The following is a 12,419-nucleotide window of genomic DNA, read 5'->3' as shown; positions in this document are numbered from 1 at the left end:
GGGCAAGGCGCCCTACATCCGGGCCGCCACGATTTCCGGAAAAGCGTCGCGTTTGGGCCACTTTGGGCAATTGGCACGCGGCTTGCTGTGCTATGAACAATCCCACTGGAGACCCAAGATGACGAGCGCCCCTTTCTTCACCACCCGCCTCGGCCGCGCCGCCCTGGTCAGCATTGCCGCGATGCTGGCGATGAACCTGGTGGTGCTGGCGCGCCACGTGCCCGAACTGCCGGGCATGTCGCACGTTTCCTCCTCGGCAACCGGTATCAATGCCTCGGTCTCGGCCGTGACCGGCGGTATCGCATGAACGCGATGCGCGACACCATGCCGGCCGGCGAATCCACCCGCTTCAGCGCCGCATTGCGCGCCGCCCGTGCCGATCGCACGTTTGGCGATGCGCCCGCGGCAGACCCCAAGCCTTATTTCAACGGAGCCAACCTGATGGGCATATTTTCGCGGACCCGCGACATCATTGCCGCCAACTTCAACGACCTGTTGGACAAGGCTGACGATCCTGCGAAGATGATCCGCATGATCATCCTCGAGATGGAGGAAACGCTGGTCGAAGTGCGCGCCTCTGCCGCGCGCACCATCGCCGACCAGAAGGAAATGCAGCGGCACGTGACCAAGCTGGATCGCCTGCAGGCCGACTGGGCCGACAAGGCCAACCTGGCGCTGTCGAAGGACCGCGAGGACCTGGCCCGCGCCGCGCTCGTCGAGAAGAAGAAGGCCGGCGACATGGCCGACCAGCTGCGTAGCGAGATCGGCGTGCTGGACGATTCGATGCGTGCGTACGAGCAGGACATCGACAAGCTGCAGAACCGCCTGCGCGAAGCCCGCAGCCGCCAGACCGCGATCGCCGCCCGCCTCGAAAGCGCCGAGAACCGCGTGCGCCTGCGCGCGCTGATGACGAGCGAGCGGGTCGACGAGGCGCTGTCGCGCTTCGACCAGCTCGAGCGCCGCGTCGACTATGCCGAAGGCCGTGCCGATGCCCTGGGCATTGAGAGCAGCACGCCGAGCCTGTCCGACGAGATCGCCGCGCTGGCGGGCCAGGACAAGATCGACGAGGAACTGGCCGCGATGAAGCGCGCCATGGGCAAGGAGGGCTGAAGCCATGGATCTCGAAGGCGTTTTCGCGATCGGCGCAATTTTCGTCGGCCTGCCCTGGGTGATCCTGCACTACGTCACGCGGTGGAAGACCGCCGCGACGCTGACCAGCGGCGATGAGCAGCTGCTCGATGAACTCTACCGCGTTGCCCGCCGGCTCGAAGACCGCATGGATACGGTTGAGCGCCTGGTCGCGGCCGAACATCCGCAATTCCGCCCGGCCGCGCTGACCGCCGAGCGTAGCGCACACGACGACGATCTGTCCGAGCTCGACCGGTTGATCGCCAAGACCAAGGGGACCGTGAAATGACCACTGCCCGCACCCGTTTCTATCGCGACAAGGCCAACGGCAAGTTCATGGGCGTCTGCGCCGGAATTGCCGACTACACCGGGCTGGAGGTGCTCTGGGTGCGCCTAGCCGTGGTCGTCGGCACGCTGTGCGGCCTGGGCTTCCTGCCGATCGTCTACTTCGCGCTCGGCTTCCTGTCGGAAAAGAAGCCCGCCGCGCTCTATACCGACCGCGAGGAGCAGAAGTTCTGGCAAGGCGTACGCCAGTCGCCGGCCCGTTCGGCCCGCGAAGTCCGCGCCTCGCTGCGCGACATGGACCGTCGCCTCGCCGAAGTGGAACACTTCTACGTCTCGAACAATCCGCGCCTCGCCCAGGAAATCGAGAGCCTGCGCTGACCGGCAGCGCGCCCGCCCGGCGCGCCCAGTCAACGCATAGGGGAGAAGGGCCGCAAAGGCCAACGTCAGGATCTGACGTCAACAAGGGGATGACATCATGGACCACCAATCTCTGGCACTGCTGATACCGCTGGCACCGTTCATGATCGCGGGGCTCGCGATCTGGACCAGGCACAGTCGTCGCCTCGCCGAAATCCAGGCCAGCGCCACCGCCGAGAAGGCTGCGCAATACGCGGTGCAGAACCAGGCACTGGAAGACCGGGTGCGCGTGCTGGAGCGGATCGTGACCGATGGTGGTTACGACGTCGCGCTGCAGATCGAGGCGCTGCGCGATACCGCGCGCGTCGAGAACGCCGGTGCGCAGAGGGCTTCGGCACCGGTCCCCGGATCGTTGCCCGGATCGCTGCAATGATCGCCGACGGCACGCTGATGGTCGTGGGCCTGGCGATGCCCGTCACCACGCTGGGCACCATGGCGGTGACCCTGCAGATGTGGAGCCGGCGCATGGACCAGCGCGACCGCGAACTGCAGGTCACCGCAAGGGCCACGATCGAGCAGGCCGCCCAATATGCCGCGCAGACCGCTCGCCTCGAACAGCGCGTGCGGGTGCTCGAAGGGCTGGCCGCCGCGCGCCGCGACGCCGATTGCCCGGCACACTGACCGTCCTCGACATTTTTCACGAAAGATCCCGACCGTGAGCTTTGGAGCTACTCTCGTTGCCATCGTCGCCATCCTCGCATGGGCGAGCCTGCGCCACCGGCGCTATCAGGGCCACTCGGGCGAGGGCATGACGGGCGCCGACCCTGCCGAAACCGCCGCCCTGACCCGCGAGGTCGCCGCGCTGCGGGCCCGCGTCGAAGTGCTCGAACGCATCCTGACCGACAACCGCGAAACCGTTGGCCTTGCGCGCGAGATCGAGTCGCTGCGTGATCGTTGAACCATGAGGGTTGAGCGCGCCGGTCCGGCGCTTTAAGGCCGGGCCATGCGCACCTTGACCGATATTCTCGACGAGTACGAATTCCTTGATGGCGACGAGCGGTATCGCCTACTCATCGAACTCGGCCGCGAACTCGAACCCATGCCCGATGCGCTCAAGACCGATGCCACGCTGGTGCGCGGCTGTTCGGCGGCGGTGTGGGTCTATCCCACCGAAGGCGAGGGCAACCGCCTGCATTTCCTGGCCGACAGCAACGCCGCGATCACCAAGGGCATCATCGCGTTGGTGCTCGCCGCGGTGCAGGACCAGCCGGCCGACGAGGTCGCGCAAGCTGACATTGCCGAACGGCTCGCCCCGTTCAATCTCAAGAACCAACTGTCGTCCAACCGCACGCAGGGCCTGCCCAACATGATCGCGCTGGTGCGCGACCACGCGGCGCGGCTCGCGGCGGCGGGCTGAAGGAGGGGCAATGCGCCGGCACCTGTGGACCGGCGCGGGCCTGTTCTTCGTCGGTCTCGGCACCGTGGGCGCGTTCCTGCCCCTGCTGCCGACCGTGCCCTTCCTGCTGCTTGCGGTGTTCTGCTTCGCCCGCGGCAATCCGGCGTGGGAGGCGCGACTGCTGGCGCACCCGAAATGGGGACCGCCTTTACGCGAATGGCGCGAACGTCGCGCCATTCCCCGCCGCGCCAAGATCGCCGCGCTGGCGACGATGGCAGTGAGCGTCGCGGTCACCGCGCTGACCGCAGGATGGCCTTGGGTGCTGATCCCGCTGGGCGTCATGGCGCTGAGCGGAACGTGGATCTGGACGAGAGCGGAATGACATGACGATGCAGGTGGCCGCGCTGATGCGCTATCCGGTCAAGTCGCTGGGCGGCGAGCCGCTCGACCCCGCGCCGGTCGCGCTGCGCGGGCTAAATGGCGACCGGCGCTGGATGGTGGTTTCGCCCGATGGGCGCTTCGTCACTCGCCGCGAAGTGCCGGCGATGGCGCGGCTGCAGGCGCGGGTCGACGACGATGGCGGGCTGGTGCTGAGCGATGCCGACGGGGCGCGGATCGGGGTCGCCTTGCAGGACGGCCCGCGGCGCGACGTCACGGTCTGGCGCCAGCCCGTCACGGCCGCCACCGTTGGGGGCGAGGCGGACGCCTGGTTGTCTGAGCGGCTGGGCCGCGCGGTCCGGCTCGTCCATATGCCCGACAACGTGCGGCGTCCGGTCGACCTCGCCTATGGCGCACAGGGCGACGAGGTCAGCTTCGCCGACGGGTTTCCGCTGCTTGTCACGACCGAGGAATCGCTCGATGCGCTGAACGGGCACCTGCCCGAGCCGGTGACCATGGCGCGGTTTCGGCCCAACCTTGTGATCCGGGGTGCGCCGGCGGCCTTTGCCGAAGATGGCTGGACGCGCCTGCGCATCGGGGCGATCACGTTCCGGCTGGCCAAGCCCTGCACGCGCTGCGTCGTGACCACGCAGGATCCGCAAAGCGGCGAGGCATTGGGGCCGGAGCCGCTGCGGACCCTGCGCGCCATGGGCCGCGTGTGGGAGCGTCAGCCGATCTTCGGGGTCAATGCCATTCCCGACGCGCCCGGCCTGATCCGCGTGGGCGACGGGATCGCGGTGGTTTAGCGGCAGGCGCCAAGGAGTTGTTCGCATAGCCATTCACGCGCGTCACTGAACGAATGGCTCGCACCCGGATGCGCGACGATGCGAGCATCCGCGCCCCAATGGCTGCGAAACAGCTGCGCGGTGCGGTCCCCTTCGGCGACCAGAAACGTGACCGGGCCGGTGTAGGCGGCAAGCGCCGACCGCATCCGCTCCGCCAGCGTGGAGGGGGCCTGCGCCGAGGCCGCGGTGCGCAAGCCGCGGGCCAGGCCGCTAAGGCCGACCTTGCCGCCCAGCAATCGCAGCCACTGCCGTGGATCGGCCAGCCGACGTGCGTAGTGGCGGCGCAAGGCCGCGGCGGAATGGACGGGCGGTGCATCGGCCACGTCGCCACCGTCGCCTTCCTGGTCGATGGTCCAGGGATTGCCGAGCACCAGCGCATCCGGGGGTGATGCGATTCCGCTGGTCGCGTGGAGGATCAGCGCGCTCGCCGCATCGCAATTGCCGAAGGCCACCACCCGCTTCACATGGGGGGCGGCGCTGCGAAAGGCGGCCAGGGCGGCGGCGATGTCCGGCCCGCTGGCGTCGAAGCCCTGATTGGTGCCCGTGCTGTCGCCGACGCCGCGGCGGTCGTAGCGGAATACCGGCACGCCGGCTTCGGCGAGTTGGCGGGATAGCCGGGCCTGGCCGCCCCAGGTGCCGGCGCGGATCTCGTTCCCGCCCGAGACGATCAGCAGCCCGGTCGCGCCGCTGGCGCCATCCATGTCGAGCGTGCCAAGCAGCGTTTCGCCCGCGCAGGGGAACGTCACGACCTGCCGGTTCATGCCGCCAGCCGATCGGCCAGCGTGCGCGCGAGCGCCTCGGCCAGGGCAGGCGCGGGGGCAGGCTCGCTGCGCAGCCAGGGCGCGGGCTGGCCGAGATCGGACAGCGCCAGCACGGCATGGCCTTCGTTCGCCGGCTCGGCACCGTGAAGGCCGGCGATCAGGGCAGCGCTGCAGGGATAACCGGCCAGTTCCAGCCCGCGTTCACGCCCGGCTTCGAGCAATTGTGCCGTGGTCTGCGGCTGGCCGGCAGCGCGCGCGGCCATGCTGGCGGCGCGCAGCATGGTGCGCAGGATGGCATGGCCGCCCGAGGGTTCGAGCGTCCAGCCCGGCAGCACGGTCGGCACCACCAGCGCGCCGCCACGCAGGCTCAAGGCATGGGTTGCGGCGAAGTGGCGCGCGGCGGCGGCCATCGCGCCGCGCCATGCGCCAAGGCTCTGGTCGGCGAAATCCTGCAGGCTCTCGCCGCAGCCGGGCAGGTCAGGCAGCAGGCTGTCGATCCCGGCGGCGTCGAGCCGGCGCATCAGGTCGACCAGCATGTGCCGGCAGCGGTTCATCTCGTCGAACAGCGGCGGGACGATCAGGATGCGATGCGGGCGCCCCCGATCGGCCGCCAATGCCCAGTCCCCCTGGTCCCCGCCACCGGGGCAGGGCCAGCGGACCGGACGGATCGCGTCAGGCGCCGTCGCCACCGTCATCGCCCCGTTTGGCGGCGACGAAGCGGCGCAGTGCGCCGAAGGTTTCCAGCAGGTCGCCGTCGATCTCGTCATCCTCGAGGATGAAGCCGAAGCGATCCTCGAGTGCGGTGAACAGGCCGGCCACGGCCATCGAGTCCAGCTCGGGCAGGGCGCCGAACAGGGGGGTCTCGTCGGTAAAGGCGGCGGTACGCGCCGCGCTCAGGCCGAGCACCTCGCCCAGCAGGGCGCGCAGGTCGGCATCAGTGGAAGCGCTGTGGAGGGTCATGAGGACAGTCCCTTAGTCGGCGCCGTGCCACGGGGCAAGCCGGCTGCGCCCCCGCGCCCGTTGCACAAGCAGCCGCGCCAGCCCGGACCAATGCCGGGCCGCGCCAGGCCAATACGCCCGGATGCGCCAGCGCTGGCGCAGATCGTCCATCCAGTCCGCTTTATAGCGATCGTCGCCGGTGCCGAAGTCGACGGCCGTGACCCGGTCCACGTCGATCACATGCCTGAACAGTTCAGCCGACAGAAGCGTGCCCGGCGATGCCTCGCGCGCGTCCTCGCGGTGCGCGAGCTTGTGGATGAAGGCGGTGCCGCCCTCGACGGTCCAGAACTGCGCGGCGACCGGCATTCCGCCCATCGTCGCAAGGCCGAGGCGATAGGCGCCCGCCTCGCTTTCGGCCTCGGCAAAGGCGCGCAGGAAGGCCGGGCTGGCCTCGGTCGGCTTCCAGCTGGCGGCGTAGATCGCCTCGTAGGCCGCCCAGTCGGCGGCGTCGAAACGCGTGGCGATGCGGCAGTAAACCAGCCCCTTGGCGCCCTTGCGCTTGACGGTGGCGCGCAGGGTGCCGGGGCGGGTCTTCCACCAGCCGGCGAAATCCTGTCCGTTCAGCGCCACGAAGCGGTTGCCGTGCGCCGGCTCCACCCCACAGATCCATCCGGCCTGGCCGAGCGCGCGCGCCATCCAGCCGGCCTCGCTCAGCGGCAGCGGCGCGAAATCGAGCGCGCCATGGTCGGCAAGGCTGCGCAGCAGGGGCACGAGCAGCGCCTCGGCGCGGTGGGGCGCGTCAGTCAGCGGCCGCGCCCAGAAGCTGTACCAGTTGGAGCAAGCCGACAGCCCGCCGGGGCTGGCGAGCAGTGGAAGCGCCAGGATCGCTTCATCGTCTTCGGCCACGGCCAGCAGCGGCCGTGCGGGCGCCAGGCATTCGCGCGCCAGCAGCGCCAGCCAGTCGGCCCGGTCGAACGGCCCGGCGGCGCGCCCGCGCCCCATCAGCGCGGCAAGGCGCGGATGGGCTTGCGCTTCGGCCAGTTCGGCATGATAGACCCGCACTGTCATCGGCGGCGCATTTCCCCCGTCATGTCCATCCAGCCCGCGCGAGGAGCCGCGTGATCGCCGTTTCACCCAACCACCAGCCCGATCCGACCGTCCATCCGCTGGACCATCTGGCCCTGCGCGGCAAGCGGGAAGCGCCGGCTCTGGTGCTCAAGGATCAGGTACTTAGCCACGAGACGTTAAATCGGCGTGTAGGACAGCTCGCCGCATGGCTGGCCGCACAGCCCGGCACGGCGTCGGGCGCGCGCGTCGCGACCTGGCTGGGCAAGGGCCTTGTCGCCTGCCTCATGCCGCTGGCTGCGGTACGCGCCGGTCTGGTGCATGTGCCGATCAACCCCGTGCTTCGCCGCGCACAGGCCGCGCATATCCTGGCCGACAGCGGCGCGGTGCTGCTGATCGCCAATGCCGGCCGGCGCGAGACGCTTGGAGACGGCGATGCCGCCGACGCCGCGGTGCACGACGACAGTGCCGTGATTGCCGCGCTCGATGCGCTGCAGCCGCTGCCGCCGTCTAGCGCCGCGCCCGACAGCCTCGCGGCCATTCTCTACACCAGCGGATCGACGGGCAAGCCCAAGGGCGTGATGCTGAGCCAGGCGAACCTGTGGCTCGGCGCGGTCAGCGTGGCGCATTATCTCGGGCTGGCGGACGACGATCGCGTGCTGGCGGTGCTGCCGCTGGCGTTCGACTATGGCCAGAATCAGTTGCTGTCCGCCTGGTATGCCGGGGCCTGCGCGGTACCGCTCGATTACCTCATGGCGCGCGACGTGGTGAAGGCGGTGCAGCGCCAGGCAATCACCACCCTGGCCGCGGTACCGCCGCTCTGGCTGCAGCTGGTGGAGCAGGCCTGGCCCGAGGGTGCGGCCGCCAGCCTGCGCCGCATGACCAACAGCGGCGGCGCGCTGACGCCCGATCTTGTCCGACGCCTGCGCGCTATAGCGCCCGACGCACGGCTTTTCGCGATGTACGGGCTGACCGAGGCGTTCCGCTCGACGTACCTCGATCCCGCGCTGGTCGATGCGCACCCCACCTCGATCGGAACGGCGATCCCTTTTGCCGAGGTCGTGGTCGTCAACGATGCCGGTGACGAAGCCGGACCTGACGAAGAGGGCGAACTGGTCCATGCCGGGCCGCTGGTGGCGCAAGGCTATTGGCGCGACGCCGCGCGCACCGCTGAGCGGTTCCGCCCCGCGCCCGGCTTCGTGCATGCCGGCGGCGTGGCGGTCTGGTCGGGCGACCGGGTGCGCCGCGACACGCAAGGGCTGCTCCACTTCGTCGGTCGGCGCGATGCCATGATCAAGACCTCGGGAAACCGGGTCAGCCCGCAGGAACTGGAGGACGCGGCACTGGCCACGGGGCTGGTCGCCGAAGTCGTCGCGCTGGGCCTGCCCGATCCGATGCTGGGGCAGGCGATTCACCTCGTCTGCCGCGCCAGCCCCGGCATGGCGCAGGACGACGATGCCTTGCGCGCCGCTCTGGCCCGCGATCTTCCCGCCTTCATGCTGCCCCGCGCGATCCATTGGCGCGACACCATGCCGCTGTCGGCCAATGGCAAGCTCGATCGCGCCGGGCTTTACCTTGCCTTGACGCAAGACGACTAAGGCAGGCGACATGAAACCGCTTGGACCGATCCCCCCGCATTTTGCCAGCGCCGGCAACGACCTGCTCATCGGCGGCCGTACCGCGCAAAGCCTGGCCGAGGCGCATGGTACGCCGCTGTTCGTCTACGATGCCGGTGCGGTGCGCGCCCGCGTGGCGGCCTTGCGCGCAGCACTCCCGGCGCGGATCCGCCTGCATTACGCGGTCAAGGCCAACCCCTTCGGGCCGCTGCTGGCCCTGCTCGACGGACTGGTCGACGGGTTCGACATCGCCTCGGCAGGCGAGCTGGCTATCATCGCGGCGCAAGGCATCGACCCGGCGCGCGCGGGCTTTGCGGGCCCTGGGAAGCGTGATTCCGAACTGGCGGCGGCGATTGCGGCCGGCGTGACGCTACACTGCGAATCGGCGCGCGAGGTCGAGCGCGCGCTGGCGGTTGCGCCGTCTGCAGGAAAGCGGGCGCGGCTGGCGATCCGGGTCAATCCCGATTTCGATCTGCGCGGCTCGGGCATGAAGATGGGCGGCGGTGCGCGCCAGTTCGGCCTCGATGCCGAACGCGTGCCCGAACTCGCGCGGCACATTGCCCACAGCGAGGCCGAGTGGCGCGGCTTTCACATCTTTGCCGGCAGCCAGGCGCTCGACGCCGATGCCGTCATTGCGACGCAGGCCGCGACGCTCGAACTGGCCGCGCGGCTGGCGGGCGAGGCGGGCGTCGACCTTCCCGCGCTCAATCTCGGCGGCGGGTTCGGTATCCCCTATTTCCCGGGCGACATGCCGCTGGATCTGGCCAAAGTCGGTGCCGCCCTGGCCGAGCGTCTGGCGGATTTGCCGCCGGTGATGGCGCAGACCGCCCTGACCGTCGAACTCGGCCGCTATCTCGTGGGCGAGGCCGGGGTCTATCTGACCCGCGTGATCGAGCGCAAGGAAAGCCGCGGCGAGGTTTTCCTCGTCACCGACGGCGGGATGCATCACCAGCTTGCGGCCAGCGGCAATTTTGGCACCGTCGTGCGCCGCAACTATCCCCTCGCGATCGCCGACCGCATGGCCGAGCCGGTTGCCGAGGCGGCGAGCGTCGTCGGGTGCCTGTGCACACCGCTCGACCGGTTGGCGGAAAAAGCCGGCCTGCCGCGCGCGGACGAAGGCGACCTGGTGGCGGTGTTCTGCGCCGGAGCCTATGGCGCCACCGCGAGCCCGTCGGCCTTCCTCGGTCACGGTCCGGCGACCGAAATTCTGGTCGATTCGAACGCTTAACCTCTGCCGCGGCGCCTGTCCTGATTTGGGACCGTGCCCGCGCGCGGCTTGCCCCGGCGGGGGCGGACGAACAAGACTAACCGTATCTTCACCCTTTTTGTCGATAGCCGAGGATGAAGGACGCGAGCCTTCCGGTCCCGTTAAGGGACAATACGGATAGCTTGCGCACGCGCTTGTAAAGGACGTTTGTTGATGCCGCCTCTTTCCGGCCATGCCCCGACCCCGCTAGGCCCGCGCAGCCGCCGCGTGGCGCGCCTTGCCATCGGGACCGCGCTGGCATCCTTGGCGCTCACCGGCTGCGCGAGCACCGGCCGTGGCCCGCAGCTGCCGCCCGCGGCGTTCGTCGCGTTGCAGGAAGGGCCGGGCGACCAGTACGTGATCGGGCCGCTGGACGAGCTGACGATCTTCGTATGGCGCAATCCCGAGCTGGGCGCGCAAGTGCAGGTCCGTCCCGACGGGCGCATCACCACGCCGCTGATCACCGACATGCCGGCCGTCGGCAAGACGCCGTCGATGTTGGCCGAGGACATCAAGCTGCAGCTGTCGCAGTATATCCAGGAGCCGATCGTCTCGGTCATCGTCAACAAGTTTGCCGGCACGTTCAGCCAGCAGGTGCGCATCGTCGGCGCTACCGAGAAGCCAGCCTCGATTCCCTATCGTGCCAACATGACACTGCTCGACGCGATGATCGCGGTAGGCGGGCTGTCGGAATATGCCGCGGGCAACCGGGCCCGGCTGGTGCGCTTCGACAAGACCACGGGCAAGCAGACAGAATATGCGGTGCGCATCGCCGACCTGTTGCGCAAGGGCGATACGCGCGCCAACGTGATGCTGCGCCCCGGCGACGTGATCATCATCCCCGAGAGCGCGTTCTGAGCGGCGGCGGGGCAGGGGCATGAGCAACCTTCTCGATGAAGTGCGGATCGCCCTCTACGGCGTCTGGCATCGGCGCTGGCTGGCGCTAGGCATTGCCTGGGTGGTCTGCCTGCTCGGCTGGCTGGTCGTGGCCATGGTGCCCAACACCTACGAATCCAAGGCGCGTATCTTCATCCAGGCGGACGACGTGTTGTCGAGCCAGATCGGCATCGACGGCAACGCCAAGCAGGATATCGAGCGCGTCCGCCAGACGCTGACCTCGTCGCTCAACCTCGCCAAGGTGGTGCGCGCGACGCGGCTGGGCGACAAGGTCGCCAACGACAAGCAGATGGAGTCCGCAGTTGCTGGCCTTGCCACCCAGATCAAGGTGGTGAGCCAGCAGGACAACCTGTTCGAGATCAGCGCGACCTCGGGCCGCGGATCCTACACCGATGCGCAGAACGCCAAGCTGGCGCAGGACATCGTCCAGAAGATGATCGACATCTTCCGCGAGGCGAACCTGGCCGGCGGTCGGGGCGAGATGACCGACTCGCTGGCCTTCATGGACCAGCAGCTGGCCGACCGGCAGAAGGACCTCGAAGCCGCCGAGCAGAAGCGCCAGGCCTTCGAGGCCAAGAACGCCGCCCTGATGCCGGGTACCGGTTCGCTGACCGCGCGCCTCGAGGGTGCCCGCACCGAGCTGCGCGGCGTCGAATCCGACCTGCTCGCGGCGCAGAGTGCGCTGGCCTCGATCAACGGCCAGCTTTCGGGCACGCCGCCGACGATCACCATTCCCGGCCAGTCGGGCGGGGCGCGTGGTGCGCTGGCCCAGGCGCAGGCCGATCTGGCCGCGATGAAGGCGCGCGGGCTGACCGACAACCATCCCGACGTGCTGGCCGCCAAGGCGCAGGTCACCAGTCTGCAGCGCCAGGCCGCGGCCGAAGGCGCCCATGCCGGCACGCCCAATCCGGCCTACGCCTCGCTCCAGTCGATCAAGGCCGATCGCGAGGCCAGCCTCGTCTCGCTGCAATCCCGCAAGGGTTCTCTGCAGGGCGAGATCGCGCAGCTGACCGGCCAGCAATATACCGAGCCGGCGGTCGCGGCCGAGGCGGCGCGGATCAACCGTGACTACGACGTTCTCAAGGACCAGTACGACAAGCTGCTGCGCGATCGCGAACAGCTGCGTCTGCGTGGCCAGGTCGAGAACGAGCACAATTCGGTCAAGTTCGAGGTGATCGATCCGCCCTCGACGCCGCGCGGCCCGTCGGCGCCCGATCGCCCGCTGCTGCTGTTGATGGTGCTGATCGCCGGCGTTGCCGCCGGGTGCGGCGGGGCCTTCGCCATGGCCCAGCTGCGCGCCAGCTATGCCACAACCGGGCAACTCGAACGCGCGACCGGCATGATGGTGCTGGGATCGGTCTCGCTCACCCAGACTTCGGCTGAAAAGGCGCGGCAGTGGAAGCAGTTGCGGCTGTTCGGCGGCGCCACGGCGGGGCTCGTCCTCGTGCTGATGGTGCTGATGGCCGTGGAATTCATGAAGCGGCGGATGGTGGCGTGAAGGGACAG

General features: G+C 69.2%; 18 protein-coding genes. 14 read left to right on the top strand and 4 right to left on the bottom strand.

From position 1 onward, the window contains the following. Positions 1-118 precede the first annotated feature (118 nt). The 10 genes from V7Q48_RS09405 (at position 119) to V7Q48_RS09360 (ending at position 4,350) form a co-directional block, all read left to right on the top strand. Positions 119-307: a hypothetical protein gene (locus V7Q48_RS09405; protein WP_333837761.1), complete on the top strand. Its 189-nt coding sequence runs from the start codon at positions 119-121 to the stop codon at positions 305-307. Continuing rightward, positions 304-1,110: a phage shock protein PspA gene (gene pspA / locus V7Q48_RS09400; RefSeq protein WP_442947115.1), complete on the top strand. Its 807-nt coding sequence runs from the start codon at positions 304-306 to the stop codon at positions 1,108-1,110. Before V7Q48_RS09405 ends, pspA begins: the two co-directional genes overlap by 4 nt. A 4-nt stretch (positions 1,111-1,114) precedes the next feature. Further along, complete coding sequence (gene pspB, locus V7Q48_RS09395) at positions 1,115-1,417, top strand: envelope stress response membrane protein PspB (protein ID WP_333837760.1); 303 nt, start codon at positions 1,115-1,117, stop codon at positions 1,415-1,417. Beyond that, positions 1,414-1,791, top strand: a complete 378-nt coding sequence (pspC, locus tag V7Q48_RS09390) for an envelope stress response membrane protein PspC (RefSeq protein ID WP_333837759.1) — start codon at positions 1,414-1,416, stop codon at positions 1,789-1,791. The genes pspB and pspC overlap by 4 nt, the downstream gene beginning before the upstream one ends. 97 nt (positions 1,792-1,888) lie before the next feature. Further along, a complete protein-coding gene (locus tag V7Q48_RS09385) occupies positions 1,889-2,203 on the top strand; it encodes a hypothetical protein (RefSeq protein ID WP_333837758.1) in 315 nt (104 codons plus the stop codon). Continuing rightward, positions 2,200-2,451, top strand: coding sequence for a hypothetical protein (locus V7Q48_RS09380; RefSeq protein ID WP_333837757.1), 252 nt, complete (start codon positions 2,200-2,202; stop codon positions 2,449-2,451). Before V7Q48_RS09385 ends, V7Q48_RS09380 begins: the two co-directional genes overlap by 4 nt. Before the next feature lie 34 nt (positions 2,452-2,485). Further along, positions 2,486-2,728, top strand: coding sequence for a hypothetical protein (locus tag V7Q48_RS09375; protein WP_333837756.1), 243 nt, complete (start codon positions 2,486-2,488; stop codon positions 2,726-2,728). A gap of 45 nt (positions 2,729-2,773) precedes the next feature. After that, entirely contained in the window at positions 2,774-3,187 is a 414-nt protein-coding gene (locus V7Q48_RS09370) for a SufE family protein (RefSeq protein ID WP_333837755.1), read from the top strand. A gap of 10 nt (positions 3,188-3,197) precedes the next feature. Continuing rightward, on the top strand, positions 3,198-3,548 hold the full coding sequence (locus V7Q48_RS09365; RefSeq protein WP_333837754.1) for a YbaN family protein: 351 nt from the start codon (positions 3,198-3,200) through the stop codon (positions 3,546-3,548). A gap of 1 nt (position 3,549) precedes the next feature. Continuing rightward, complete coding sequence (locus V7Q48_RS09360; protein ID WP_333837753.1) at positions 3,550-4,350, top strand: MOSC domain-containing protein; 801 nt, start codon at positions 3,550-3,552, stop codon at positions 4,348-4,350. Here V7Q48_RS09360 and V7Q48_RS09355 read toward each other — a convergent pair. The 4 genes from V7Q48_RS09355 to V7Q48_RS09340 are packed head-to-tail and all read right to left on the bottom strand — an operon-like array spanning position 4,347 to position 7,157. Next, positions 4,347-5,150, bottom strand: coding sequence for a hydrolase 1, exosortase A system-associated (locus V7Q48_RS09355; RefSeq protein ID WP_333837752.1), 804 nt, complete (start codon positions 5,148-5,150; stop codon positions 4,347-4,349). The two genes, V7Q48_RS09360 and V7Q48_RS09355, sit on opposite strands and share 4 nt — an antisense overlap. Next, positions 5,147-5,839, bottom strand: coding sequence for a hypothetical protein (locus tag V7Q48_RS09350; protein ID WP_333837751.1), 693 nt, complete (start codon positions 5,837-5,839; stop codon positions 5,147-5,149). Before V7Q48_RS09350 ends, V7Q48_RS09355 begins: the two co-directional genes overlap by 4 nt. Further along, positions 5,823-6,110, bottom strand: a complete 288-nt coding sequence (locus tag V7Q48_RS09345) for an acyl carrier protein (RefSeq protein WP_333837750.1) — start codon at positions 6,108-6,110, stop codon at positions 5,823-5,825. Before V7Q48_RS09345 ends, V7Q48_RS09350 begins: the two co-directional genes overlap by 17 nt. Positions 6,111-6,122: 12 nt before the next feature. Beyond that, on the bottom strand, positions 6,123-7,157 hold the full coding sequence (locus V7Q48_RS09340; RefSeq protein WP_333837749.1) for a GNAT family N-acetyltransferase: 1,035 nt from the start codon (positions 7,155-7,157) through the stop codon (positions 6,123-6,125). 50 nt (positions 7,158-7,207) lie between these two features. Between V7Q48_RS09340 and V7Q48_RS09335 the strand changes: the two genes are divergently transcribed. The 4 genes from V7Q48_RS09335 (at position 7,208) to V7Q48_RS09320 (ending at position 12,411) form a co-directional block, all read left to right on the top strand. Further along, positions 7,208-8,752 (top strand): acyl-CoA ligase (AMP-forming), exosortase A system-associated, encoded by a 1,545-nt coding sequence (locus tag V7Q48_RS09335; protein WP_333837748.1) that lies wholly within the window; start codon positions 7,208-7,210, stop codon positions 8,750-8,752. Between the two features lie 10 nt (positions 8,753-8,762). Further along, the gene (locus V7Q48_RS09330) at positions 8,763-9,998 is read left to right on the top strand and encodes a pyridoxal-dependent decarboxylase, exosortase A system-associated (protein ID WP_333837747.1); all 1,236 of its coding nucleotides are present in this window, start codon (positions 8,763-8,765) and stop codon (positions 9,996-9,998) included. A gap of 192 nt (positions 9,999-10,190) precedes the next feature. Next, complete coding sequence (locus V7Q48_RS09325; protein WP_333837746.1) at positions 10,191-10,874, top strand: XrtA/PEP-CTERM system exopolysaccharide export protein; 684 nt, start codon at positions 10,191-10,193, stop codon at positions 10,872-10,874. Between the two features lie 19 nt (positions 10,875-10,893). Then, positions 10,894-12,411, top strand: coding sequence for an XrtA system polysaccharide chain length determinant (locus V7Q48_RS09320; protein ID WP_333837745.1), 1,518 nt, complete (start codon positions 10,894-10,896; stop codon positions 12,409-12,411). Positions 12,412-12,419: the final 8 nt, after the last annotated feature.

Source organism: Novosphingobium sp. (genome assembly GCF_036803765.1).
Classification (GTDB): Bacteria; Pseudomonadota; Alphaproteobacteria; order Sphingomonadales; family Sphingomonadaceae; genus Novosphingobium.
Note: the sequence above shows the minus strand (reverse complement) of the source record. Positions and strands in the feature narration are given on the sequence as shown.